Origin of the sequence: Pseudomonas sp. B21-031 (assembly GCF_024748985.1) — a bacterium.
GTDB classification, from domain to species: Bacteria; Pseudomonadota; Gammaproteobacteria; order Pseudomonadales; family Pseudomonadaceae; genus Aquipseudomonas; species Aquipseudomonas kermanshahensis.
In genome coordinates, this window is sequence record NZ_CP087181.1 from 403,477 (window position 1) to 428,587 (window position 25,111).

The following is a 25,111-nucleotide window of genomic DNA, read 5'->3' on the forward strand; positions in this document are numbered from 1 at the left end:
AAATACTCCTCAGCAGTCCAGTGGGTTGCGCTTGTCCGGATCGATGCCGAACTTGACGATAGCGTCAGCCACCACTTTCGGTTCGATCTCGCCACGGTCAGCCAAGGCTTCCAGGGCAGCCAGCACCACGAAGTGGCGGTCAACTTCGAAGAAGTGACGCAGCTTCTTGCGGCTGTCGCTGCGACCGTAACCGTCGGTACCCAGGACTTTGAACTCTTTGCTCGGCACCCACTGGCGAATCTGTTCGGCGAACAGCTTCATGTAGTCGGTGGAGGCGATGACCGGGCCTTTGCGACCGTTCAGGCACTCTTCGACGTAAGTCAGCTGAGGCTTCTGGCCAGGCTTGAGGCGGTTGGCGCGTTCCACGGCCAGGCCGTCGCGACGCAGTTCGTTGAAGCTGGTGACGCTCCACACGTCGGCACCGACATTGAACTCTTCACGCAGGATCTTCGCTGCTTCGCGGACTTCGCGCAGGATGGTGCCGGAGCCCATCAGCTGAACGTGGTGCGCGGCTTCGCGGGTGTCTTCTTCGAGCAGGTACATACCCTTGATGATGCCTTCCTCGACACCGGCCGGCATGGCTGGCTGCTGGTAGGATTCGTTCATCACGGTGATGTAGTAGAAGATGTCCTGTTGCTCTTCGGTCATCTTCTTCATGCCGTCCTGGATGATCACCGCCAGCTCGTAGCCGTAGGTCGGATCGTAGGTACGGCAGTTCGGGATGGTGCCCGCCATCATGTGGCTGTGACCGTCTTCGTGCTGCAGGCCTTCACCGTTGAGGGTGGTACGGCCGGCGGTACCGCCGATCAGGAAGCCACGGGTGCGGCTGTCGCCAGCGGCCCAGGCCAGGTCGCCGATACGCTGGAAGCCGAACATCGAGTAGAAGATGTAGAACGGCAGCATCGGCTGGTTGTGGCAGCTGTACGAGGTACCGGCAGCGATGAACGACGACATGGCGCCGGCTTCGTTGATGCCTTCCTCGAGAATCTGGCCCTTCTTGTCTTCGCGGTAGAACATCACCTGGTCTTTATCGACTGGCTCGTAGAGCTGGCCGACGGACGAGTAGATGCCCAACTGGCGGAACATGCCTTCCATACCGAAGGTACGGGCTTCGTCCGGGATGATCGGGACGATGCGCTGGCCGATTTCCTTGTCCTTGACCAGCTGCGCCAGGATGCGCACGAAGGCCATGGTGGTGGAGATTTCGCGGTCGCCCGAGCCGTCCAGGATCGCTTTCAGCGTTTCCAGGGATGGGGTCGGCACGCTGAAGCTCTTGGCGCGACGTTGCGGCACGAAGCCACCCAGGGCAGCGCGGCGCTCGGCCAGGTACTTGGCTTCGGCAGAACCTTCTTCCGGCTTGAAGAACGGCAGGTTCTCCAGGTCGGCATCCTTGACCGGGATGTCGAAGCGGTCACGGAAGTGACGCAGGCTGTCGACGTCGACCTTCTTGGTGTTGTGCGCGGTGTTCTTGGCTTCGCCTGCACCGGTGCCGTAACCCTTGATGGTCTTGGCCAGGATGACAGTCGGCTGCTCTTTGTGGTTCACCGCCTGGTGATAAGCCGCGTAGACCTTGTACGGGTCGTGGCCGCCACGGTTGAGCTTCCAGATCTCTTCGTCGGACAGGTCTTCGACCATGGCCTTGAGCTCTGGGGTGTTGAAGAAGTTCTCACGCACGTACGCGCCGTCTTTGGCTTTGTAGTTCTGGTACTCGCCGTCGATGACTTCGTCCATGCGGCGCTGCAGGGCACCGTTGGTGTCCTTGGCCAGCAGTGGGTCCCAGAAGCGGCCCCAGACGACTTTGTTGACGTTCCAGCCACCGCCACGGAACACGCCTTCGAGTTCCTGGATGATCTTGCCGTTGCCGCGAACCGGGCCGTCGAGGCGCTGCAGGTTGCAGTTGATGACGAAGATCAGGTTGTCCAGCTTCTCGCGGCCAGCCAGGGCGATTGCGCCCAGGGATTCCGGCTCGTCGCACTCGCCGTCGCCCATGAAGCACCAGACCTTCTGCTTGCCGGCCGGGATGAAGCCACGGGCTTCCAGGTACTTCATGAAGCGCGCCTGGTAGATCGCCTGGATCGGGCCCAGACCCATCGAAACGGTCGGGAACTGCCAGAAGTCAGGCATCAGCCATGGGTGCGGGTACGAAGACAGGCCGTTGCCGTCCACTTCCTGACGGAAGTTGTTCATCTGGTCTTCGCTGATGCGGCCTTCCATGAAGGCACGGGCGTAAACGCCTGGCGAAGCGTGGCCCTGGAAGAACACCAGGTCGCCGCCGTGTTCTTCGGTCGGGGCCTGGAAGAAGTAGTTGAAGCCGATGTCGTACAGGGTGGCACTGGAGGCGAAGCTGGAGATGTGGCCGCCCAGGTCCGAGTCCTTCAGGTTGGTGCGCATCACCATGGCCAGCGCGTTCCAACGCACCAACGAGCGAATGCGGCGTTCCATGAACAGGTCGCCAGGCATGCGTGCTTCGTGGGTGACAGGGATGGTGTTGCGGTATGGCGTGGTGATCGCATACGGCAGCTGAGAGCCACTGCGGGTGGCCAGCTCGCCCATACGGGTCATCAGGTAATGAGCGCGGTCTTCGCCTTCTTTGTCGAGGACCGACTCCAGGGCATCCAGCCATTCCTGGGTTTCGATTGGATCGAGGTCTTGCATGGCTTGCTCCAGGGCGGAAAGGCAACCAGAATCGATTGCCTGAGTTTGCGACTGGCCTTATGGGCAGACGTCGTGAATTCTTAGATTACCGGAGTGTGATCCGGCGCCGTGTAGTTTTACTACAAATGCATTCGCATTTCATGCTTTTAGACAGTCGGGGTAGTAGTAAAACTACACAAATGCGGCTTTTGGTCGCACCCCGGCTTGTGGGGAAAAACGTTCATGTTGGTTGGCGATGTGTCGCGAACGGGTGATTCTTGATGTTTTTTGCCAGTGATTGCTTTTTTTCAGCTATTTCCAACTTTTGTATGACAGTCCAACCGTGGTCCGCCTTCCATTTGACCGCCTTTACCCCTCTCATTCACGCCGATCAAGGATAGTCCATGCGCCTGCCTTTGCCGCTCGATCTGCCCGCCACCCTGCAACCGCTGGTCGCTCGTAATCAGCAGTTCCTCAGCGAAGCTGTGGCTGGCCACCCCGAACTCGACCTGAACGCATGCAGCCCTGCCCATCGGCAACAGTTCGACCAGGTTGCTGCCGCCAGCGACTTCGTCCTTGGCCTGGCCCAGCGCGAACCGGCCATGCTGCTCGCCCTGATGGCCAGTGGTGAGCTGGATCGCCGCTACGCGCCCGGCGAGTTGCGCGGGCAGATCGCCGCAGTGGCCCAGGCAGCGCAAAGCGAAGACGAGCTGGCGCGTAACCTGCGGCGCGAGCGCAATCGCCAGCAGTTGCGCATCATCTGGCGCGACATTACGCGCCAGGCCGAGCTGGGCGAAACCTGCCGTGACCTGTCCGACCTTGCCGACGCCGCCATCGACGAAGCGTATCAATGGCTGTACCCGCGCCACTGCCAGCAGTTCGGCACGCCCATCGGCCACCGCAGCGGCCTGGCGCAGCACATGGTGGTGCTGGGCATGGGCAAGCTGGGTGCGGTGGAGCTGAACCTGTCGTCGGACATCGACCTGATCTTCGCCTTCCCCGAGGGCGGCGAGACTGAAGGGGTCAAGCGCTCGCTGGACAACCAGGAGTTCTTCACCCGCCTGGGCCAGCGCTTGATCAAGGCCCTGGACCCGGTCACCGTCGACGGTTTCGTGTTCCGCGTCGACATGCGCCTGCGCCCTTACGGTTCGGCCGGTTCGCTGGTGCTGAGCTTCAATGCCTTGGAGCAGTACTACCAGGACCAGGGCCGTGACTGGGAACGCTACGCCATGATCAAGGCGCGGGTGGTGGCCGGTGACCAGGCGGCAGGGGCTCAGTTGCAAGAGATGCTGCGCCCGTTCGTCTACCGCCGTTACCTGGACTTCTCGGCCATCGAAGCCCTGCGCACCATGAAGCAGCTGATCCAGCAGGAGGTGCGGCGCAAGGGCATGTCCGAGAACATCAAGCTGGGCGCCGGCGGCATCCGCGAGGTGGAGTTCATCGCCCAGGCCTTCCAGCTGATCCACGGCGGGCGAGACCTGAGCCTGCAGCAACGGCCCTTGCTCAAGGTGCTGGCGACCCTCGAAGGACAAGGTTACCTGCCACCTGCGGTGGTGGCCGAATTGCGCGAAGGCTATGAATTCCTGCGTTATACCGAGCACGCTATCCAGGCTATTGCCGACCGCCAGACGCAGATGCTGCCGGACAACGAAATTGACCAGGCGCGGGTCGCCTACATCCTCGGCTTCGCCGACTGGCAGGGCTTCCATGACCAATTGATGTACTGGCGCGGCCGGGTCGATTGGCACTTCCGCCAGGTGATCGCCGACCCCGATGATGAGGACGGCGAGGGCGAACTGGTGGTCGGTGGCGAATGGTCGCCGCTGTGGGAGCAGGCGCAGGATGAAGACGCCGCCTGTCGTCAGCTTGAGGAAGCCGGGTTCAAACAACCCGCCGATGCGTTGCGTCGCCTCGCCGGGTTGCGGGGCAGCCCGCAATTGCGCTCCATGCAGCGCATTGGGCGCGAGCGTTTGGACGCCTTTATTCCAAGGCTCCTGGCCCAGGCTGTGGAGCACCAAGACCCTGATCTGGTGCTTGAACGCGTGCTGCCGCTGGTCGAAGCGGTTGCGCGGCGGTCGGCCTACCTCGTGCTGCTCACCGAAAACCCGGGTGCCTTGCGCCGCCTGTTGACCCTGTGCGCGGCCAGCCCTTGGATCGCCGAGCAGATTGCCCGCTACCCGTTACTGCTCGACGAGCTGCTCAACGAAGGCCGGCTGTTCAGCCCGCCATTGGCGCCGGAGCTGGCCAGCGAACTGCGCGAGCGTTTGACGCGCATCCCCGAAGACGACCTGGAACAGCAGATGGAGGCGCTGCGCCACTTCAAGCTGGCCCACAGCCTGCGTGTGGCGGCCTCGGAAATCAGTGGCAACCTGCCGTTGATGAAAGTCAGCGATTACCTGACCTGGCTGGCCGAAGCCATCCTCGACCAGGTGCTGGCCCTGGCCTGGCGCCAGACTGTAGCCCGCCACGGCCAGCCCAAGCGCAGCGACGGCAGCCTGTGCGACCCGGGCTTCATCATCATTGGTTATGGCAAGGTCGGTGGGCTTGAACTGGGCCATGGCTCGGACCTGGACCTGGTGTTCATTCACGATGGCGACCCACAGGCCGAAACCGATGGCGCCAAGCCGATCGACAGCGCGCAATTCTTTACCCGCCTCGGCCAGCGCATCATTCACTTGCTGACCACCCAGACCAACTCTGGCCAGCTGTATGACGTGGACATGCGCCTGCGCCCGTCCGGCGCTTCGGGGCTGTTGGTCAGCTCGCTCGGTGCCTTCGAGCGCTATCAACAGAATGAGGCCTGGACCTGGGAGCACCAGGCCTTGGTGCGCGCGCGCGTGCTGGTCGGCTGCAAACAGGTGGGCGCAGCGTTCGAAGGCGTGCGCGCCAACGTCCTGGGCCAACCTCGTGACCTTGAGACGTTGCGCACCGAAGTCAGTGAAATGCGCGCCAAGATGCGCGGCAACCTCGGCACCAAGGCCACGGCTGCCGGCACCGCAGCCAATGCCTTCGAGGCCGGTGTACCCTTCGATATCAAGCAGGATGCCGGCGGTATCGTCGATATCGAATTTATGGTGCAATACGCGGCTTTGGCCTGGTCCCACGACCACCCGGCCATACTCCGATGGACCGATAACATCCGCATTCTGGAAGAGCTGGAGCAGGCAGGTTTGATGCCGGCCAGTGACGCGGTGCTGTTGCGTGAAGTGTACAAGGCGTTCCGTTCTGCCTCGCACCGCCAGGCCCTGCAGAAGCAGGCCGGGGTGATCGATGCGGCGCAGTTTGCCGATGAACGCCGCGAGGTGCGGCGGATCTGGGGCGAGCTGGGTTTGACTTGATACCGCAGGGGCGCCTGTAGGAGCGGCCTTGTGCCGCGAAGGGCTGCAAAGCAGCCCCAAAGGTCCATGCCCCACCACCGGTGTTACACTGTCCGCCACATAGCCTGAATATAAAGAGGGGAGGCCAGGCTGTACCGCAGCCTGTAGCCTCCCCGAGCGTTTCTGGACTAAGCATGAGAATACTGATCATTGGCCCCAGCTGGGTCGGCGACATGGTAATGGCGCAGACCTTGTTCCAGTGCCTGAAACAGCAGCACCCCGACTGCGTGATCGACGTGCTGGCGCCCGAGTGGAGCCGGCCGATCCTCGAACGCATGCCCGAGGTGCGCCAAGCGTTGAGCTTCCCGCTCGGCCACGGTGCGCTGGAACTGGCCACCCGACGTCGCATCGGCAAGTCCCTGACCGGCCAGTACGACCAGGCAATCCTGCTGCCCAACTCGATGAAATCGGCGTTGGTGCCGTTCTTTGCCGGTATTCCCAAACGCACCGGCTGGCGCGGCGAGATGCGCTTCGGCCTGCTCAACGACGTGCGCAAGCTGGACAAGGCACGCTACCCGCTGATGATCGAGCGCTTCATGGCCCTGGCCTACGCGCCGGGCACCGAGCTGCCTCAGCCTTACCCACGCCCCAGCCTGCAAATCGAACCGCAGAGCCGCGACGCCGCCCTGGCCAAGTTCGGCCTGGCACTCGACCGCCCGGTGTTGGCGCTGTGCCCCGGTGCCGAGTTTGGCGAGGCCAAACGCTGGCCGGCCGAGCACTACGCCGCCGTGGCCGAGGCGATGATCCGCCAGGGCTGGCAGGTGTGGTTGTTCGGTTCGAAAAGCGATCACCCCGTCGGCGAGCAGATCCGCGACCGGCTGATCCCGGGCTTGCGTGAAGAATCCTACAACTTGGCCGGCGAAACCTCGCTGGCCGAGGCCATCGACCTGATGTCCTGCGCCGATTCCGTGGTGTCCAACGACTCCGGGCTGATGCACGTGGCGGCCGCGCTGAATCGCCCGCTGGTCGCCGTGTATGGCTCGACCTCGCCGGGTTTCACGCCGCCGCTGGCCGAGCAGGTGGAAGTGGTGCGCACCGGCATCGAATGCAGCCCGTGCTTCGACCGCACCTGCCGCTTCGGCCACTACAACTGCCTGCGCCTGCTCGACCCGCAGCAAGTTATCGCTGCCTTGCACAGCCTGGGCGGTCCGAACCTGATCGATACCGTGGCCGAGGTCGACTAAGTGCGGGTACTGATCATCAAGACATCGTCGCTGGGGGATGTGATCCACACCCTGCCGGCGATCACCGATGCCGCCCACGCGATACCGGGCATTCGTTTCGACTGGGTGGTGGAAGAAGGCTTTGCCGAGATCCCCAGCTGGCACCCGGCGGTCGACCAAGTGATCCCGGTGGCGATCCGTCGCTGGCGCAAGAATATCTGGCAGACCCTCAAGAGCGGCGAGTGGAAGGCGTTCAAGCAGCGCGTTCGCGCGCGCAAGTACGACCTGGTGATTGATGCCCAGGGCCTGGTCAAGTCGGCCTGGCTGACCCGCTACGTCAAGGCACCGGTGGCCGGGTTGGACCGTTACTCGGCGCGCGAAGGCCTGGCCAGCCGTTTTTATGACCGGCGCCTGTCGGTCGCCACGGGCCAGCACGCCGTCGAACGTGTGCGCCAGCTGTTCGCCCTGGCCCTGGCCTACGACTTGCCGGAAGGCATCGGCAACTACGGCCTGGACCTCGATCGCCTGCAACTGCCGCCCGCCGCGCCCTACGTGGTGTTCCTGCACGGCACCACCTGGGCCACCAAGCATTGGCCCGAGGCTTACTGGCGCGAGCTTGCCGAGCGCATGGGCCGGCGCAAGCTGCAAGTGCGCCTGCCGTGGGGCAACCCGGCCGAGAAGGCACGTGCCGAACGTATCGCCCAGGGCTTGAATAACTGCCAGGTACTGCCCAAGTTGAACCTTGTTGGCGTTGCCCGCGTGCTGGCGGCGGCCAAGGCCTGCGTGGCGGTGGACACCGGCCTGGGCCATTTGGCTGCGGCGCTGGATGTGCCGACCATTTCACTGTTCGGCCCGACCAACCCGGGCCTCACCGGCGCCTATGGCCGCGCCCAGGTTCACCAGGCCAGCGATTTCCCCTGTGCGCCGTGCCTGCAGAAAAAGTGCACCTACAAGCCGAGCGCCGATGACCTGCGCCGGTTCGATCTCAAACGCGAGTGGCCGCTGTGCTTCACTCGCCTGAATCCCGAGCATGTGGCGAGCCGCTTGAGCGCGCTGCTGCTGGCTGAGGATGTTCGTTGATGCAACTGGCTTTCGTGCTTTACAAATATTTCCCCTTCGGCGGGCTGCAGCGCGATTTCATGCGCATTGCCCTGGAATGCCAGAAGCGGGGCCACCAGATCCGTGTGTACACACTGATCTGGGAAGGTGACATTCCGCCCGGCTTTGAAGTGCTGGTGGCGCCGGTCAAGGCGCTGTTCAACCACCGCCGCAACGAGAAGCTCAGCGCCTGGATGGAAGCCGACCTGGCCAAGCGCCCGGTCGACCGCCTGATCGGCTTCAACAAGATGCCGGGGCTGGACGTGTACTACGCCGCCGACGGCTGCTTCGAGGACAAGGCCCAGACCCTGCGTGGCGGCCTCTATAAACGCTGGGGCCGCTACCGGCACTTTGCCGAGTACGAGCGGGCGGTGTTCGCCAAAGACTCGAAGACCGAGGTGCTGATGATCTCGGAGGTGCAGCAGCCGCTGTTCGTCAAACACTACGGCACCCCGGCTGAACGTTTCCACCTGCTGCCACCGGGCATTTCCCAGGACCGTCGGGCGCCGGCCAACGCCGCCCAGATCCGCGCCGAGTTCCGCAAGGAATTCAACCTGGGCGACGATGACCTGCTGCTGGTGCAGATCGGTTCGGGCTTCAAGACCAAGGGCGTCGACCGCAGCCTCAAGGCCTTGGCCGCGCTGCCGTCGGCCTTGCGCAAACGCACCCGGTTGATGGTCATCGGCCAGGACGACCCCAAGGTCTTCCAACTGCAGAGCGCCACCCTCGGCCTGGGCGACCAGGTGCAGTTCCTCAAGGGGCGTAGCGATATCCCGCGCTTCCTGCTGGGCGCTGACTTGCTGATCCACCCGGCCTACAACGAAAACACCGGCACCGTGCTGCTCGAAGCGCTGGTGGCAGGCCTGCCGGTGCTGGTCTCCAAGGTGTGTGGCTATGCCCATTACATCGCCGAAGCCGACAGCGGCCTGGTGCTGGACGAGCCGTTCGAACAGGAACAGCTCAATGGCTACCTGCAACGCATGCTCGAAGACCCGCAGGCCCGTGCCGATTGGTCGCGCAACGGCCTGGCCTTTGCCGATACGGCCGACCTGTACAGCATGCCGCAGCATGCTGCTGATGTGATCCTGGGGCAGGAGACCGCATGAAGCTGATACTGGCCGAACCCTTCAAGCGCTTGTGGGCCGGGCGTGATGCCTTCGAGGCCGTGGAAGCGCTGCAAGGTGAGGTGTACCGCGAGCTGGAAGGGCGCCGCACGCTGCGCACCGTCGTCGAGGGCGAGGGTTTTTTCGTCAAGATTCACCGCGGCATTGGCTGGGGTGAGATCTTCAAGAACCTGTTCAGCGCCAAGCTGCCGGTGCTGGGTGCCGGCCAGGAATGGCGAGCTATCCAGCGCCTGCACGAGGTCGGCGTGCCGACCATGACCGCCGTCGCCTATGGCGAGCGCGGCAGCAACCCGGCCACTCAGCATTCGTTCATCGTGACCGAAGAACTGGCGCCAACCATCAGCCTGGAAGACTTCAGTATCGACTGGGTCAAGCAGCCGCCCGCGCCACGCCTCAAGCGTGCGCTGATCGCCGAAGTGGCGAAGATGACTGGCGGCATGCACCGCGCCGGGGTCAACCACCGCGACTGCTACATCTGCCACTTCCTGCTGCACACCGATCGCCCGGTGACGCCAGAAGACTTCAAACTGTCGGTCATCGACCTGCACCGTGCCCAGACCCGGGCGGCAATCAGCCGCCGCTGGCGTGACAAAGACCTGGCCGCGCTGTACTTCTCGGCGCTGGACATCGGCCTGACCCGGCGCGACAAGCTGCGCTTTTTGCGTGGCTACTTCCAGCGCCCGCTGCGCCAAGTGCTTGCCGACGAGGCCGCGTTGCTCGCCTGGCTCGAACGCAAGGCGCAGAAACTCTATGACCGCAAACAACGCTATGGGGATGCACTCTGATGGCGGGTTGGACACTGGCGCCAGGCTACGAACACCTGGCGGCGGATTTCGGCAGCCTTGACGCAGTCTTCGCCCTGCAGGGTGAACGCCTGACCCGCGACCCGCTCAGCGAAGTGGTGCGCATCGAGCGCGAGGGCGTCAATTACTACGTCAAGCGTTACACCGGGGCGGGCAAGCACATGCGCCGCTACCTCGGCCGGCCGCGCATCAAGGCCGAATGGCAAAACCTCAAGCAGTTCGCCAAGTGGGGCATTCCCACCGCCGAAGTGGTCGCCTGGGGCCTGGAGCGCAAGGGCCTGGCGTTTGGCCGCGGGGCGATGATCACCCGCGAGCTGCCGCGCACCGAAGACTTGTCGGCCTTGGCCGAACGCAAAGACCCGCGCCTGGCAGACCCCGCCTGGGTCGACCACGTCAGCCGCCAGCTGGCGCGCCACACCCGGGTCATGCACGAGCACCGTTTTGCCCACAACGACTTGAAGTGGCGCAACCTGCTGGTCGACGACCAGGGCACGCTGTTCTTCATCGACTGCCCGACCGGCGACTTCTGGCGCGGCTTCATGTGGCGGCACCGGATGATCAAAGACTTGGCGTGCCTGGACAAGGTCGCCAAGTACCACCTGTCGGCGACCCAGCGCCTGCGTTTCTACCTGCAATACCGTGGTCGCGACAGGCTCAACGCCCGCGACAAGCAGCGGATTCGCCAAGTGCTGAGCTTTTTCGAGGGAAGGGAATGACCGATTACCTGGCCAGCGCGGACCTCGCGCTGCTCAAACGCCACGGCTTGAACGATTTCGACGCGCTGTGGGCGCTGCAGCTCGATGCCGTGGACGAGCCCAACACCGGGCGTGGGGGCTGGAGCAGCGTGTTCCGCCTGGAACTCGAAGGCAAGGGCTACTACCTCAAGCGCCAGAGCGACTACCTCACCCGTACCTTGCACCGGCCATTCGGCGAGCCAACCTTCGCCCGCGAATTCCGCAACATCAGCCGCTACCAGAAGCTGCACATTCCGGCCTTGCAAGCGGTGTTCTATGGCGAGCGCAAGCAGGCCGGCGAGCACCGGGCGATCCTCATGACCCGTGCCCTGGACGAGTGGGCCGACCTGGACAGCCTGCTGGCTCAGTGGCCGCAGTTGGGCGATGCCGAACGCAACGGCATCCTTGAGGCCTGCGGCCAGTTGGCGCGCACGCTGCACAGTGCTGGCCAGGTGCACGGCTGCTTTTACCCCAAGCACATCTTCCTGCGCCAACGCCGCGAAGGCTGGGAGGCCCAACTGATCGACCTGGAAAAAACCCGGCCCCTGCTGTTTGGCATGCGTGACCGGCTCAAGGACCTGGAGCCCCTGCTGCGCCGTGCCCGGGCCTGGAGCGAGGCGGAAGTGCGCCACCTGCTGGCAGCCTACCTGGTGCAGCCGGCGGACAGCACGCTGGTCGGCACCTGGCTGCAACGCCTGACGCAACGCCGTCGTGAAAAAGAGGCCCGCTGATGCGTTTGTCTGAACTGAAAGAGGCCGGGCGCGCCCCGGCGTTGCCCCTTAACGTGAGCTTGGCCGATGCCGCCGGCAGCGCCGAGCTGCAAGTGCTCAGCCTGCTGCGCGTGCTGCCCGGCCAGCGTTATGTGGGTGCTGGTGTCTGGCGTGGCACGCCGGTGCTGGCCAAGCTGTTGGTGGGCAGCAATGCTGCCCGGCACTTCCAGCGCGAGCTGCAAGGCGTCAAGTGGCTGGCCGAGCAGGGCCTGACCACGCCGAAACTGCTGGCCGATGGTTTGGAAGAAGGCGAGGGCGGCTGGCTGCTGTTCGAGTTTCTGGATGGCGCCGAAAGCCTGGCCGATGCTTGGGCCGCCGTGGAACAGCTGCCGGTACTGGCGGACGAGCAGCACGCGGTGTTGGGTGAGGCGCTGACTGCGGTGGCGCAGATGCACGCCAAGGGCTTGTGGCAGGAAGACCTGCACCTGGACAACCTGCTGCGCCATGGCGGCAAGCTGTACCTGATCGACGGCGCGGGCATCAAGGCCGAGACCCCGGGCCAGCAGTTGTCGCGCCCGCGTGTGCTGGAAAACCTCGGGGTGTTCTTCGCCCAATTGCCCAAGCGCCTGGAGCCGTTCATCGAAGAGCTGCTGGTGCATTACCTGTTGGCCAATGCCGAGCACGCGCTGCCACTCGAAGCGCTGCAGAAGCAAGTGGACAAGGTGCGCAACTGGCGCCAGAAGGACTACCTGGAAAAGGCCGGCCGCGAGTGCTCGCTGTTCAGCGTCGAGCGCAGCCTTTCGGGCCTGCGGGCTATTCGCCGCGCTGAGGTGCAGGCCATGCTGCCGGTGCTGGAACACGCTGATGAACTGATCGACAAAGGCCACCTGTACAAGACCGGTGGCGCCGCCAGTGTGGCCCGCATCGAGGTCGATGGCCGGCAACTGGTACTCAAACGCTACAACATCAAGAACACCGCGCACTGGTTCAAGCGCTTCTGGCGCCCGAGCCGTGCCTGGCACTCGTGGATCGAAGGCCACCGCCTGGAATTTCTCGACATTGCCACGCCACGCCCTCTGGCAGTACTAGAGGAGCGTGTCATGGGCCTGCGCAGCCGTGCCTACCTGGTCACCGACTATGTCGATGGCCCGGACCTGACTGCGTGCTTCGCGCCCTATGTGGAAAACGGCGAGGCACCTGAAGAGCAGGTCGATGCGCTGGTGAAGGTCATGCAGCAACTGATCCGCGAGCGCATCAGCCATGGCGACTTCAAGGGCCATAACCTGTTCTGGGATAACGGCCAGTGGTCGCTGATCGACCTCGATGCCATGTGCCAGCATGCCACCCAGCTCAGCTTCGCCCCGGCCTACGCCCGTGACCGGGCACGGCTGCTACGCAACTGGCCGCGTGACAGTGCCTTGTATCAACGGCTGGACAGGTTGCTGCCGCGGTTGTCCGAATAAGCTGCCGGCAGCGCCAGCCAGTTGCTGCTGCGGCCGGTCTGGCGCACGCGGATGCGCCATTGCGCATCCTGCCAGCGCAGCACTGCCCACGCGGGCACCGCGCCGCGCAGCGTCTCAGGCAATACCAAGTGGTAGTGATCAGCGAGCAGATGGCGGCGCACAGGTAACTGCTGGCTGCCCAGTTGCAGGTACAGCGCGGTGTTGTCTTGAAACAGCTGGGCATCGTCTTCGGAGACGGTACCGTGTAGCGGGGTGGACAGGCGGCAGTCTTCCAACAGTTGCTGGATATTCGGCAACCCGTCGTGCCAGAGCACTGGCGAGTCGACCACCCACCGGCCATCCAGGCAGCGCTTGATCGGCAGCTTCAGGTAGGTGTTCGGCTGGTTCGGGTCGGTGGCGCGCCAGCGTGTGCCGTCGAAGGTGACATTGAAGTAGCGGCCCAGGTTATCCCTCACGTAGTACTGCGACAGGCCCGGGCTCGCCGACTGCTGTTCGTACACGGCCTCGTCGTGCAGCGCATCGATGCGGTAGCGCAGCCTGGCCACGTCTGGGGTCGCTTCGTAATGCCGGGGCAGCGGCACCGGTGGCGGCTTGGGCAGGCCGCGCATGACCCGGCGCATCAGCCCGGAGCCTGCCATGTCGTTGAGCCCCGCCGTGGCGTGGCCGAGTGCTGCGACCGCATGATGGAGCGCACCGTTGTGGTCGTCCCGGTCAAGCGCTTCGAAGCCGTCCCAGATGGAAATGCCCATGCGCCCGAACGCCAGTGCGGTCGAGCCCGCCTGCGGCAACACCAGGGTGAGAATATCCAGCACCAGCCTGAGCACATTGACCGAAAACTCCCCCAGCAGCTCCTGGTTGCTGCGGGTCACGGCATTGGCTTGGGCCATCAGGGTGTTGACCTCGGCGCGGTAGAGGGCGTCGTACAGATTGCCGGTGATGGTCTGCAAACTGATGTGCGAGCCTAGGCGCCCCTGCACCAACAGGGCCTCCAGGGTTTTGCGGTTGCCCAGCGGCAAGCGCTGCAATACATAGTGGCGCAGCTGCGCATCGCTGCGCACGGCGCGGATCAGCGCCCGGGCGTTGTTGTATTCACGCCAGGGGCGGCGGTCCGGCGCGTCGGGGCTGTAGACCACGATGCGGTAAGCGTGCTCCGGCGAGACCAGTAGTACGACACCTTGCAGGGTTTGCCCCTGGATCAGCATCTGCCGGGCGATCACCTGTTGTTCGTTGCGGTGCGGCCGGTTGTGGCTGTCGGGTGAGTGAATGACGCAGTCGGCCCAGCCATAACCCTGTTCGAGCGTGCTTGGCTGAAAATGCCCGGCATAACGCGCCTTGACCGCTTCGGCGTGCATGCGCGTGCGGCTCAGGTGCGCGTAGGCCTGCTGGCGCCAGCGGCCATGGGGCGATTCGAGCAGTTGGGTGCGCAGGTAGGCTTGGTAGCCGCTACCAGCATTCAGGCGCCGCACGATTTGCTTGACCCGCAGTGGCGTCAGGGCTGGCAGTGGCTGCTCGGCGTCGAGGTGCACGCGGGCGGTCAGCCAGTAATCGACGTCGAACCAGGCGATATTGAGCAGTGCCAGTTCATCGAACCGATAACTGTGGTTGACCAGTTCGATGGTCCCGCCCGCGTGCGGGCGGCTGGCCACGGGGATGTAGGCGCTGGTGTCGAGCGGGTTGCTGACGGGGCCGACCTGGCGCGCCAGGGTCACGCTGATCGAGATCTGTTCCGGAGGGGTGTCGATGCCGGGGTCTTGTTGCAGGAACTCGCGAAGCCGCTGGCGCACCCAGGCCAGCAGGGTGTGGCGTTGGTTGAACTGCTCCAAGGTGAGGATGCCTGGCGCGGCAGCGGCCTTGATGGCCGCCACCTGCTCCTGCATGGCTTGCATGATGTGGGCAACGCCTTGCTGCGAGGTCGAGCGCAACCAGTCGGGCATGTGCTTTTCCAGCAGCAGACCATAGCGGGTGGCCACCGGACCTTGGCTGCCGAGCTCGCGGTGCAGGTCCAGTGCGTTGCCCAGTTGGGCGTCGAGGTGTTCGATACTGCGTTGCAGGCCCTGCGCCCAGGCGGCCTGCCAGGCGGCGGTCAGGCGCTTGCCATGGGCCTCGCGAATGGCCAGGGCCTGCGCTTCGGCGAGGTCCTCGCTGAACCAGTCGTAGCGCAGGCGTTCGGCCCGGTGGGCACGTTGGCGCTCTGCGCTCACCACTAGCAGTCGGGTCAGCGGTTCGCTCTGCACCGGGTCTTCGAGGCGTTCGCATAATTCCACGTGCAAGGCGGCCAAGCTGTCGAACGCTTCGATGCCATGCACGATGCTGCACAAAAGCACCCGCCCGACCGGTTCGTGCGCGTCGAGCAAGCGGCCCTCCGGGCCGTTCTCGGTGAGGATCAGCACGCCTGGCAAGTGGCTGCGCCAGTTGGGCGCCGAGCCCGACAGCACCGGGCGGTACAGCTGCGGGCGGCTGGCGGCGGGCAGGTGCTGGCGTTGCCAGGGTTGTGGGTATTCGAGGCAAGTGGTCAGCAACCGGGCGTGCTCCACAGACAGGGTCTGGTCGTGGCTGCGCAAGCGCATCTCGGTGAACAGTTGATCGCGGCGCAGGGTGGCCAGGCGTGCTTGCCGGCTCAGCCCTTTTTCGTCACGCGCCAGCCAATAACTGGCCAGGTGCGCATGCAGGCCTTGGCGAAGCGTCGCGCAGAAGCGTTCGATGTGGGTGTTGAAGTCGCTTGGCAGGTTGAGCGGGCGGTCGTCGTGTCGGGCTTGCGTACCGGCCGGTGGCTTGAAGGCGCCGCCGTCGAACAGGTGGAAGCCGACCAGGTCCAGCAGGCGCAAGCGCCCGAAGTACAAGGTCCGGGCGGTGATCGCTGGGTTGCGGAACAGGGTGTTCAGGGCTTGGTCGAGGCTGTGTTCCACGCCCGCCAAGGGGGGCAGTAGTGCGTCGAGTTGGCTGTCCAGCGACTGGAGGCGCAGCAGCGGTGTCATGGCCTATCTCCTGGTGAAAGGGGACCATGCTGCACCGCGGTGGCCGTGCGGCTGCGTTAACCCGTTACCTCAACGCCGCCAGAAGCCGCGCAGTGCCAAGTACGCCGGCAGGCCCAGGCCCACCCAGGACAAGCCATCCCACGCGCCGTCGCCCAGCAGCGCGGCGAACAGGCCCAAGGCACCGAGCAGGGCGATGACTGTCGGCCAGGCGAAAATCTTAGTGGTCGATCGCGACGCGTGGCTCATGCTTTGGCCTCCCGAGGTTTACGCTGTTTGCCCCACCACAGGTACAGGCCACTGCCGAGCACGATGAGGGTCAGCACGTCGAGCACCGCCCAGAGGATCTGCATGGGGCGGCCGCCGTAGTCACCGAAGTGCAGCGGCTGCGACAGGCCCATGGCGTCCATGTACCAGGGCCGCTCGCCGACGGCGGTCACCTGCAGGGTCTGCGCATCGATCAGCACCGGAGTGAGCAGGTGCGAGGTCAGGTGCGTGGCGCCTTTCATGAACACGGCGTAGTGGTGCTCGCTGGAAAAGCGCGTGCCGGGGAAGGCGATGAAATCCGGGCGCATGCCGGGCGCCGCGTGCTCAGCGATGGCCAACAGGCGGCTGGCCGGGGCGCGTTCGGTGAGCGGCGGGGCATCACGGTAGGGGGCAACCATGGCGGCCAGGCTGTCGTTGCGCCAGGCGGCGATGACCAGGTCGGAGAGTGCACTGATCACCCCGGTGACGCCAACCGTCAGCGCCCAGGCCAGGGTTACCACGCCGATCAGGTTGTGCAGGTCGAGCCAACGCAGGCGGCGGGACTTATCGTGGCGCACCGTGGCGAAATCCAGGCGGCGCATGAACGGCGCGTAGAGCACGGTGCCAGAAACGATCGCCACGACGAACAGCACGCCCATGAATGCCAGCAGCAACTTGCCAGGCAGGCCGGCGAACAGGTCCACGTGCAGGCGCAGCATGACCATCATGAACCCGCCGTTCGCAGCCGGCATGGCGACGGCTTCGCCGGTGCGGGCATCGAGCATGAAGGTGTGCGACGAATTGGGTTCGGTGCCGGCGGTCGCGGCTGTGATTGCCACCACGCCGTTGCGCTCGTCCTCGTCGTAGCCGACGTACTGCATCACCTCCCCGGGGCGGTATTGTTCGGCCTTGAGCACCAGCTGCTGCAGGTCGAGGTGCGGGGTGCCGGCGGGCATCTCGCGCAGTTCGGGAGCGTCACCGAGCAGGTGTTCCAGCTCGTGGTGGAAAATCAGCGGCAGGCCGGTGAGGGCCAGCACCATCAGGAACAGGGTGCAGACCAGGCTGCTCCAGGTGTGGATGAAGGACCAGCGGCGGATGGTTGAGCTTTTCATTTCATTTTGTTTCTCGACGTCCAGAAAGACCAAAGCCGCCCTCTGAAGGGCGGCTTGGTCGGCGCGCGTGGGGCGTCAGACCATCACCATTTGTAGGTGGCGCTGGCGACGACGCTGCGCTCATCTCCGTAGTAGCAGTAGTAACTGTCACAGGTGGAGAGGTAGTCCTTGTTGAACACGTTGGTCGCGTTGACCGCCACCGACGCGCCTTTGAGGCTGTTGTTCAGGCGGCCGAGGTCGTAGTGCACCGAGGCATCGAACACGGTGTAGGCATTGGCTTTGCCCAGGTAGGTGTTGGCCTGGTCGCCATAGGTATTGCCGGTGTAGCGCGCGCCACCGCCGATGCCAAAACCGTCAAGCACACCGCTGTGCCAGGTGTAGTCGGCCCACAGCGAGGCTTGCTGGTTGGGCATCAGTTGCAGGCGGTTGCCTTTGTAGTCGCCCTTTTGCACTTCGGACTTGGCCAAGGTGTAGGCAGCGGTCAGCTTGAGGTTTTCGCTGACGTCGGATACCGCTTCCAGCTCCAGGCCGCGCACTTTCACTTCGCCAGTCTGGCTGGTGACGCTCACGTTGCCGATGGTGTTGGTGACCGAGACGTTTTTCTGGGTCAGGTCATACACGGCTGCCGACAGCAACGTGTTGGAACCTGGCGGTTGGTATTTGATACCCAGCTCCCATTGCTTGCCTTCGGTCGGTTTGAACGACTCCGTGGCAGACACGGCGGCATTGCTGGCCGGCTGGAACGACTCCGCATACGACAGGTACGGTACAAAGCCCGAGTCGAACACATAGCTGATCGCCGCGTTGCCGCTGAATTGCTTGTCACGTTGGGTGTTGGTGGCATCGCCCTGGTTGAGGTACTTGGTGCCGGTGTGCACCCAATCTTCTCGGCCACCCAGGGTCAGGCGCCAGTTGTTCAGTGCCATCTGGTCCTGGACATACAGGCCCGTCTGACGGGTTTTCTGGTTGTAGTCATAGAACGCCGTGGAGCGATCCGGGCGGGTGATCGGCAGCCCGTAAACCGGGTTGTTGACGTTGCTGTTCGGTACGTTGAAGTCGTAGATCGACAGGTAGTTGGTGTTGACGCGCTGGTGGTCCAGGCCGATCAGCAGGGTGTGGGTAATGTCCCCGCTGGCGAAGTCAGCCTGGAAGTTGTTGTCCACGGCGAATTGGCTGATGTCTTCGTCGACGTTGGTGGACATGCGGCTGACGGTACCATCGTCTTGCACCGGGCCACCGGGCGCGTAATAGCTGCCGGGGGTAATGGTCTGGAACGCCAGGTCCGACTTGGTGTAGCGCAGGTTCTGGCGGAACTGCCAGACATCGTTGATGCGATGCTCGAAGGCATAGCCCAGCGCGTAGTAGGTGCGGTCGTAGAACTCGTAGTCCGGATCGCCCAGGTTTTTGTGGTGAGAGATCTTGCCGAACGGCATGTCGATCTTGGTGCCCTGGATCGGCCGAAACTGGCTGGTGGCGCCGGTATCGTCGCGGGTGAACTGGGTCAGCAAGGTCAGCGAGGTGTCGTCGTCGATGTTCCAGGTCAGGCTCGGGGCGATGTTGTAGCGCTTGTCGTCGATATGGTCGATCTGGGTGCCGCCATCGCGGATCACGCCACTGACGCCGTACAGAAACTGGCCTTGGTCGTCGATCTTGCCGGTGCTGGCGATGTTGATCTGGCGGTGGTTGTCGCTGCCGTACTGCAGTTCGATTTCGTGGGCGCTTTCAGCTTGTGGGCGACGGCTGACCATGTCCAGCAGGCCGCCTGGTGGGGTTTGCCCGTAGATCGAGGAAGCCGGGCCGCGCAGCAGTGCGAGGCGGTCGAGGTTCCAGGTTTCGGCTTTCGGGTTGGCGTACACGCCACGGGGCAGCGGCAGGCCATCGAGAAACTGGGTCGGCTCGAAGCCACGCACGCGCATCCAGTCATAGCGTGTGTCGCTGCCGAAGCTGGCAGACACGATGCCGGGCATGTAGCGCACGGCATCATCCAGGCTGTGCACGCCGCGGTCGGCCATTTGCTGGCGCGTGGCAACAGAGATGGAGCGGGGGACTTCGACCAGCGCGGTATCGGTCTTGGTGCCGGCGGCGGTGCGCTGGGCGAGGTAGCCCTCTACCGGGCCCCAGGCGCTTTCGCTGACGCTGTCGGCGTTCACGGTGGTTTCCGGCAGCGCCAGGGTGCCGTCCGGGACGGCCACCAGGCTGTAGCTGCCAACGCTGCTCTGCTGCAACTGCAACCCGGTGCCGCGCAGGGCGGCCTGCAAGGCGCCGATGCCGTCGTACTGACCGTTGACCGGGGCCGAGGTGCGGCCGCTGACCAGGGCCGGGTCGATGGCCAGGGCGATGCCCGATTGGCTGGCGATCTGATTGAGGGTGCTGGCCAGGGGCGCGCTAGGCAGGTCGTAGGCGCGCTGGGCGGATTGCTCGGCGGCGAACAGGGTAGGGCTGGCCAACGGCGCGGCCAGGCCAATGGCCAGGGCCATCAGGCTGGGGCGCAGGATACGATCGACAGTACGGGGCATGCAGCGGCTCCTAGACGGATAAGTGCTAACTGCTTCCTTGCCGAGCGAGATTTCAGAAGTGACAGGGGCTGTCGAAAAAAAAGTAAAAAACTTCAAGAACCGGCAATGCCTGTTCAAACGCTATCTACTGTAGGAGCAGCCTTGTGCTGCGAAGAGGCCAGTGAAAGCAGCGAAGATTCACTGTGTTGTCGCCGGCCTCTTCGCAGCACAAGGCTGCTCCTGCAGTGAATTCGCGCCAAAACAACAGATCACTATTTGGCCTTGACGGTCACCCACCACGGCGTATGCCGCTCGATCTGCACCGGCAGTGCCGGCACCAGCGAGGCCAGGGCCAGGTCGGTGTCGGTCAGCGGGAAGCTGCCGGTGACACGCAGGTCGGCAACTTCGTCAGCCACCCCGAGATGGCCGCTGCGGTAATGCCCGAGCGCGGCCAGCAAGTCAGCCAGGCGCACGTTGTCCACCACCAGCATGCCGCGGGTCCAGGCATCGGCGCCGACGGCGACTGTGCCGACCTGGCCAAGCCCGTTGGCATCCATGAGTACCTGCTGGCCTTCGCGCAACACCTGCTCGTCGCCACTGTTCAGCGGCATGGCCGCGACCGAGGCCTGCAGCACTTCCAGGCGTGTGCCCTGTGCTTCACGGCGCACCAGGAAGCGTGTGCCCAGCGGGCGCAGGCGACCGTCGTCGGTACGTACCAGCAACGGGCGTGGGTCCTGGTGGCCGGTCTCGACCGAGATCTCGCCCTGGTGCAGCACGATCACCCGTTGCTCGCCTTGGTAGTCGATATCCACCGCGGTATGGGTGTTCAGGCTCAGCAGGGTGCCGTCTTCCAGGCGCAGGGTGCGCAGCTCGCCGGTGGCGGTGCGTTGGTCGGCGAGCCAGTAGTTCGGTGACAGCGAGGGGGCGCCGACCCAGGCCAGCAGCGAGCCCAGCAGCAACATCCCGGCCAGGCCGCTGCCAACCTTGCCGATGCGCCGCCGCAGCCCGGCTCGGGATTGCAGCAGTGCCTGGCGCGCAGGCCCGGCAGCGGCGCTCACGCGCTGGTCGAGGCTGCCCAGTTGGCGCCAGGCGCGGGCATGCTCTTCGCTGGCGGCGTGCCAACGCATGAACGCGTTGCGCTCATCAGGCGTGCCACTGCCTTCATCCAGGCTCAGCTTCCAGGCGATGGCCGCTTCCAGGACGCGGGACGAGACCGGTGAGCCGTTCACGTCGGCTCCCCGTACAGGGCCACATAGCACTGGCGCAGGCCTTGGGCGATGTACTGGCGTACCCGCGAGACTGAAACGCCAAGGCGCTCGGCGATTTCGGCATGGCCCATGGCGTCCAGGCGGTTGTACAGGAAGGCCGCCCGCGCTTTGCTCGACAGCTTGCCCAACAGGCGGTCGATGGCTTTGAGGTCTTCGAGAATCAGGTGTTGGGTTTCCGGGGAGGGGTGTTCGGCTTCGGGCAGCAGGGCGAGCTCGGCCAGGTAGGCCTGCTCCAGCGCGGTGCGGCGGAAATGGTCGAACATCAGCCCTTTGGCGACAGCGGCCAGAAAGGCGCGTGGCTCGCGGGGCGTTTCCAGCCGATCACGGCCGAGCAGGCGTACGAAGGTGTCCTGGCTCAGGTCTTCAGCACGCTGACGGCAGGCCATGCTGCGTTGCAGCCAGGCAAGCAGCCAACTGCGATGGTCGCGGTAAAGCGCACCGACCAGCTCGGCGTGTGGGCTGTGGGCAGAAGACAAGCAGCGTCCCCCCGGAACGAATGCATTAACTAACGATAATTATTCGCGATTGTTGCAGAGGCAGGGGGCGGGGCGCAATGGACGCTTATCGGATTGCCACTAGGGTGCTGTGTTTCCTATGCCCGCGAAAGGGCCAGTGGGGCCATCATAAAATTCACAGGCCGTGACTATGCACCTTGCGCCGACGCCACCCCCGCAACCGCTGCTCCAGCTGCAACGGGCTGTCCAACTGTTGGCGGCGGGCCTGGCTGAACAGGATCAAGGCCAGCTCAGCAGTCACCTGGGCATCGGCACTGGCATGGTGGCGCTCTTCCACCTGCAGGCCAAAACGCGCAACCCAGTCATCCAGCCCGGCTTCGCGCAGCACCGTGTCGGGGTTGAGCATCGGCGCCAGCTCGGCGACATCGAGAAACGGCAACTGCAGGCGATAGCCCAGGCTTTCTTTCAGCGCGCGCGCGAGCATGCGCTGGTCGAAGGGTGCATGGAACGCCAGCACCGGGCTATCGCCAATGAAGTCGAGTAGGTCGAGCAAGGCCTCGACCGGGTCGCAGCCGGCCGCCAGGGCACTGGGCCCCAGCCCGTGGATCAATACGCTGGCGTTGGTCTTCTGTGTCGGGCGGTACAGGGTGCGTTCAAACTGCTGGGCAAAGTCGATGGCGCCGTCTTCGATGGCCACGGCGCCAATCGATAATACCTGGTCACGATTGGGGTTCAGGCCGCTGGTTTCCAGGTCCAGCACCACCCAGCGCTGTTCACGCAACGTGCACACCCCCAGCGCCGACGGCTTGGGCAACTGCGCCAGGCGCTGGCGCGAGGCGTCGTCCAGGTCGGGCAGGCTGGGGCGTAGCCAGGCGAACAGGCTCATAGCTGGTACCGCAAGGCCAGGCTGCTTTGCAGGCGCTGCGCCTGGCGCAGCGATTCCCGCAGGATGCGCCGGTCCAGGTGGTTGAGGCTGTCTGGGTCGACGCGGTTGGAGTAGGGCAGGTTATCGCGGGTCTGGCGCTGGTGCTGCTGCATGCGGGTTTGCTGAATGAAGTGGTAAGCCTCTTCATACGCCGCGCCGTCGAGTGGTTCAATGACGCCCTTGGTCACCAGCTGGCGCAGGCGCTCGAGGGTGTTGCAGGCACCGATGCCATTGGCCAGGGCCAGCAACCGCGCACCATCGACGAAGGGCGTCAGCCCCTGCACCTTGAGGTCGAGGGTGGCGGCCTTGTCATTGCCTTGACGGGTCAGCACGAATTCACGCAGGCGGCCCACGGGCGGGCGCTGTCGCAGGGCGTTGTCGGCCATCATGCGCTGGAAGAGGCGGTTGTCGGCCACCTGCACCAACAGGCTTTGGCGCAGTTGCTCACAGCCTTGCTCGTCGCCCCAGACCACGCGCAGGTCGAAATAGATGCTCGAAGCCAGCAGGTTTTCCGGGCTGGCCTCGCGGACGAAGCCGGCGAAGCGCTGCGCCCATTCGCTGCGTGATAGGCACAACTCGGGGTTGCCGGCCATGACATTGCCTTTGCACAGGGTAAAACCGCACTGGGCCAGGCATTGGTTGATGTACTGCGCCAGTGGCAGCAGGCGGGCCCGGATCGCGTCGGCTTCGGCGCTGTCGCGGGCTTCGAACAGGATGCCGTTGTCCTGGTCGGTGTGCAGGGTCTGCTCGCGCCGCCCTTCGCTGCCGAAACACAGCCAGCTGAAGGGCACGGCTGGGTCGCCGCGCTCGGCCAGGGCCAGTTCGATTACCCGGCAGACGGTGTGGTCGTTCAGCAGCGTGATGATCTGGGTGATCTGCGTCGAGGAGGCGCCGTGGGCAAGCATGCGCTCGACCAGTTGGCTGATTTCACCGCGCAGGGAAACCAGGGTTTCCAGGCGCGGTGCATGACGAATGGTACGTGCCAGGTGCACCAGGTCGACCCGTTGCAGGGAGAACAGGTCACGTTCGGAGACCACGCCGCACAGGCGCTGGTTGTCCACCAGGCAAACATGGGCGATGTGCCGCTCGGTCATGGCCATGGCGGCGTCGAAGGCGCTGGCCAGCGGGCTGAGGTAGAACGGTTTGGCGGTCATGTGCTGCTCGATCGGCGCACCCAGGTCGGCATCGGCGGCCGCCACCACCTGGCGCAGGTCGCGCAGGGTGAAGATGCCGATCGGGTAGCGTGCGGGGTCGACCACGACAATGCTGCCGACCTGCTGCTCGTGCATCAACCGCACCGCGTCGCGCAGCGGCATGTCGGGGCTGCAGACCACCGGGTGACGCATGGCCAGTTCGCCCAGGGGGGTGTTTAACGAGTACTGGGTGCCGAGGGTTTCCACGGCGCGTTGGCGCACTTGCTGGTTGACCTGGTCGAGCAGGCTGCTGACCCCGCGCAGGGCGAAGTCGCGAAAGGCTTCTGACAAGGAGAACACGCGGATGAACGCGGCTTTGTTCAGTTGCAGGCAGAAGGTGTCCTCACCGGCCAGGTGCTCGGTGCGGGTGGCACGCTCGCCCAGCAGCGCGGCCAGGGGGAAGCACTCGCCGCTGGTGATCTCGAAGGTGGTTTCCACCCCGGGTTTGACCAGGTGCTGGCGCTCGCCGACGACGCGCCCCTGCTTGACGATGTAGAAGTGCTCGACCGGGCCATCGGCGGGTTTGACGATGCTTTCGCCGCTGGCATAGAAGCGCAGCTGGCACTGCTCGACCAGGTACGCCAGGTGGCCGTGCTCCATCTGGTTGAACGGGGGGAAGCGCTGCAGAAACTGCAACGTGCCTTGTATGTTCTGTAGCACAGCCGTCCTGCCCGCCTGGCTGTAGGCGTCCTTTTTACTCATGAAGCTGACCGTATCGCTACGCCGAACTATATATATCTATATATAGGTGCCGGCCTTGTTGTTCTCGGTCTCCATGGTCGGCTGGCTGCGCTGTGGTGCCCATTGGACGTAAGTCTATGAGCGGCGTGTGATCAATATCGCAAGATGCGGTCTTACCGTGAGCACGACTTTTTGACGAGATGACCATGGTTGAGCATGACGACCTCCTGAGTGACGCCGAACGCGAGGCACTTGCCGTGGTGAGTGCGCCTGTTGCGCCCCGACCGGTGGTGCTGGTGGTGGATGATAATCCGGTGAACAGCGAGGCTTTGTGCCTGTACCTGAAAAGCAGAGGTATCGACTGCATGACGGCTGACGGTGCCCAGGAGGCCATGTTCAAGCTGTATTACGAGCCGAGGATCGCCTTGATGATCACCGACCTGCGCATGGAGCCCAAGGATGGCCTGGAACTGATCCGGCAGGTGCGCGAGACGGAGCGGGCGGCGTTGTCGATCATCGTGGTGTCGGGCGACACCGATGTGAGAGAGGCCGTGGACGTGATGCACCTGGGGGTGGTGGATTTTCTGTTGAAGCCGGTGGATTTGGGGAAACTGCTGGGGTTGGTGAAGAAAGAGTTAGGGCTCAAGTAAGTCGGTTG

Annotated in this window: 18 protein-coding genes; 9 read left to right on the forward strand and 9 right to left on the reverse strand. The window is 64.3% G+C overall.

The features are described 5' to 3' along the window. Nucleotides 1-9: 9 nt before the first annotated feature. Nucleotides 10-2,655, reverse strand: coding sequence for a pyruvate dehydrogenase (acetyl-transferring), homodimeric type (aceE, locus tag LOY53_RS01775; RefSeq protein ID WP_027594324.1), 2,646 nt, complete (start codon nt 2,653-2,655; stop codon nt 10-12). A 383-nt stretch (nt 2,656-3,038) separates the two neighbouring features. Here aceE and glnE point away from each other — a divergent pair, with 383 nt between their 5' ends. The 8 genes from glnE to LOY53_RS01815 all read left to right on the forward strand — a co-directional run bounded on the left by glnE (nt 3,039) and on the right by LOY53_RS01815 (nt 13,106). Continuing rightward, nucleotides 3,039-5,972 (forward strand): bifunctional [glutamate--ammonia ligase]-adenylyl-L-tyrosine phosphorylase/[glutamate--ammonia-ligase] adenylyltransferase, encoded by a 2,934-nt coding sequence (gene glnE / locus LOY53_RS01780; protein WP_258703533.1) that lies wholly within the window; start codon nt 3,039-3,041, stop codon nt 5,970-5,972. A gap of 173 nt (nt 5,973-6,145) precedes the next feature. After that, entirely contained in the window at nt 6,146-7,195 is a 1,050-nt protein-coding gene (gene waaF, locus LOY53_RS01785) for a lipopolysaccharide heptosyltransferase II (RefSeq protein ID WP_258703534.1), read from the forward strand. Beyond that, nucleotides 7,196-8,254, forward strand: coding sequence for a lipopolysaccharide heptosyltransferase I (gene waaC / locus LOY53_RS01790; protein ID WP_027594327.1), 1,059 nt, complete (start codon nt 7,196-7,198; stop codon nt 8,252-8,254). Beyond that, nucleotides 8,254-9,378, forward strand: a complete 1,125-nt coding sequence (locus tag LOY53_RS01795; protein WP_252826477.1) for a glycosyltransferase family 4 protein — start codon at nt 8,254-8,256, stop codon at nt 9,376-9,378. Before waaC ends, LOY53_RS01795 begins: the two co-directional genes overlap by 1 nt. Continuing rightward, complete coding sequence (gene rfaP, locus LOY53_RS01800; protein ID WP_258703535.1) at nt 9,375-10,181, forward strand: lipopolysaccharide core heptose(I) kinase RfaP; 807 nt, start codon at nt 9,375-9,377, stop codon at nt 10,179-10,181. The genes LOY53_RS01795 and rfaP overlap by 4 nt, the downstream gene beginning before the upstream one ends. Continuing rightward, nucleotides 10,181-10,915: a lipopolysaccharide kinase InaA family protein gene (locus LOY53_RS01805; RefSeq protein WP_027594330.1), complete on the forward strand. Its 735-nt coding sequence runs from the start codon at nt 10,181-10,183 to the stop codon at nt 10,913-10,915. Before rfaP ends, LOY53_RS01805 begins: the two co-directional genes overlap by 1 nt. Further along, nucleotides 10,912-11,664 (forward strand): lipopolysaccharide kinase InaA family protein, encoded by a 753-nt coding sequence (locus tag LOY53_RS01810; RefSeq protein WP_252826478.1) that lies wholly within the window; start codon nt 10,912-10,914, stop codon nt 11,662-11,664. The genes LOY53_RS01805 and LOY53_RS01810 overlap by 4 nt, the downstream gene beginning before the upstream one ends. Beyond that, a complete protein-coding gene (locus LOY53_RS01815) occupies nt 11,664-13,106 on the forward strand; it encodes a lipopolysaccharide kinase InaA family protein (RefSeq protein ID WP_252826479.1) in 1,443 nt (480 codons plus the stop codon). The genes LOY53_RS01810 and LOY53_RS01815 overlap by 1 nt, the downstream gene beginning before the upstream one ends. Here LOY53_RS01815 and LOY53_RS01820 read toward each other — a convergent pair. The 8 genes from LOY53_RS01820 to LOY53_RS01855 form a co-directional block, all read right to left on the reverse strand. Beyond that, nucleotides 13,067-16,081, reverse strand: a complete 3,015-nt coding sequence (locus tag LOY53_RS01820; RefSeq protein ID WP_258703536.1) for a dermonecrotic toxin domain-containing protein — start codon at nt 16,079-16,081, stop codon at nt 13,067-13,069. The genes LOY53_RS01815 and LOY53_RS01820 overlap by 40 nt on opposite strands. A 69-nt stretch (nt 16,082-16,150) precedes the next feature. Continuing rightward, the gene (locus LOY53_RS01825; RefSeq protein ID WP_252826481.1) at nt 16,151-16,327 is read right to left on the reverse strand and encodes a hypothetical protein; all 177 of its coding nucleotides are present in this window, start codon (nt 16,325-16,327) and stop codon (nt 16,151-16,153) included. Further along, nucleotides 16,324-17,436 carry a PepSY domain-containing protein gene (locus LOY53_RS01830; protein WP_258703537.1) on the reverse strand — a complete coding sequence of 371 codons (1,113 nt, stop codon included), beginning with the start codon at nt 17,434-17,436 and terminating at the stop codon, nt 16,324-16,326. Before LOY53_RS01830 ends, LOY53_RS01825 begins: the two co-directional genes overlap by 4 nt. 83 nt (nt 17,437-17,519) lie before the next feature. Then, nucleotides 17,520-19,952 carry a TonB-dependent siderophore receptor gene (locus tag LOY53_RS01835; protein WP_258703538.1) on the reverse strand — a complete coding sequence of 811 codons (2,433 nt, stop codon included), beginning with the start codon at nt 19,950-19,952 and terminating at the stop codon, nt 17,520-17,522. Between the two features lie 251 nt (nt 19,953-20,203). Further along, a complete protein-coding gene (locus tag LOY53_RS01840) occupies nt 20,204-21,160 on the reverse strand; it encodes a FecR domain-containing protein (protein ID WP_258703539.1) in 957 nt (318 codons plus the stop codon). Continuing rightward, the gene (locus tag LOY53_RS01845) at nt 21,157-21,675 is read right to left on the reverse strand and encodes an RNA polymerase sigma factor (RefSeq protein WP_252826488.1); all 519 of its coding nucleotides are present in this window, start codon (nt 21,673-21,675) and stop codon (nt 21,157-21,159) included. The genes LOY53_RS01840 and LOY53_RS01845 overlap by 4 nt, the downstream gene beginning before the upstream one ends. Before the next feature lie 154 nt (nt 21,676-21,829). Beyond that, complete coding sequence (locus tag LOY53_RS01850) at nt 21,830-22,540, reverse strand: PolC-type DNA polymerase III (RefSeq protein WP_099452694.1); 711 nt, start codon at nt 22,538-22,540, stop codon at nt 21,830-21,832. Beyond that, the gene (locus LOY53_RS01855) at nt 22,537-24,474 is read right to left on the reverse strand and encodes a DUF294 nucleotidyltransferase-like domain-containing protein (protein ID WP_258703540.1); all 1,938 of its coding nucleotides are present in this window, start codon (nt 24,472-24,474) and stop codon (nt 22,537-22,539) included. The genes LOY53_RS01850 and LOY53_RS01855 overlap by 4 nt, the downstream gene beginning before the upstream one ends. Before the next feature lie 185 nt (nt 24,475-24,659). On the opposite strand from LOY53_RS01855, the gene LOY53_RS01860 reads away from it, so the two are divergent. Next, nucleotides 24,660-25,103 carry a response regulator gene (locus tag LOY53_RS01860; protein WP_408981317.1) on the forward strand — a complete coding sequence of 148 codons (444 nt, stop codon included), beginning with the start codon at nt 24,660-24,662 and terminating at the stop codon, nt 25,101-25,103. Nucleotides 25,104-25,111 lie beyond the last annotated feature (8 nt).

Coding starts and splice junctions, on each gene's coding strand:
- aceE (WP_027594324.1), bottom strand. CDS start 2,655: ATGCAAGACCTCGATCCAATCGAAACCCAGGAATGGCTGGATGCCCTG.
- glnE (WP_258703533.1), top strand. CDS start 3,039: ATGCGCCTGCCTTTGCCGCTCGATCTGCCCGCCACCCTGCAACCGCTG.
- waaF (WP_258703534.1), top strand. CDS start 6,146: ATGAGAATACTGATCATTGGCCCCAGCTGGGTCGGCGACATGGTAATG.
- LOY53_RS01795 (WP_252826477.1), top strand. CDS start 8,254: ATGCAACTGGCTTTCGTGCTTTACAAATATTTCCCCTTCGGCGGGCTG.
- rfaP (WP_258703535.1), top strand. CDS start 9,375: ATGAAGCTGATACTGGCCGAACCCTTCAAGCGCTTGTGGGCCGGGCGT.
- LOY53_RS01805 (WP_027594330.1), top strand. CDS start 10,181: ATGGCGGGTTGGACACTGGCGCCAGGCTACGAACACCTGGCGGCGGAT.
- LOY53_RS01810 (WP_252826478.1), top strand. CDS start 10,912: ATGACCGATTACCTGGCCAGCGCGGACCTCGCGCTGCTCAAACGCCAC.
- LOY53_RS01815 (WP_252826479.1), top strand. CDS start 11,664: ATGCGTTTGTCTGAACTGAAAGAGGCCGGGCGCGCCCCGGCGTTGCCC.
- LOY53_RS01820 (WP_258703536.1), bottom strand. CDS start 16,081: ATGACACCGCTGCTGCGCCTCCAGTCGCTGGACAGCCAACTCGACGCA.
- LOY53_RS01825 (WP_252826481.1), bottom strand. CDS start 16,327: ATGAGCCACGCGTCGCGATCGACCACTAAGATTTTCGCCTGGCCGACA.
- LOY53_RS01830 (WP_258703537.1), bottom strand. CDS start 17,436: ATGAAAAGCTCAACCATCCGCCGCTGGTCCTTCATCCACACCTGGAGC.
- LOY53_RS01835 (WP_258703538.1), bottom strand. CDS start 19,952: ATGCCCCGTACTGTCGATCGTATCCTGCGCCCCAGCCTGATGGCCCTG.
- LOY53_RS01850 (WP_099452694.1), bottom strand. CDS start 22,540: ATGAGCCTGTTCGCCTGGCTACGCCCCAGCCTGCCCGACCTGGACGAC.
- LOY53_RS01855 (WP_258703540.1), bottom strand. CDS start 24,474: ATGAGTAAAAAGGACGCCTACAGCCAGGCGGGCAGGACGGCTGTGCTA.
- LOY53_RS01860 (WP_408981317.1), top strand. CDS start 24,660: ATGGTTGAGCATGACGACCTCCTGAGTGACGCCGAACGCGAGGCACTT.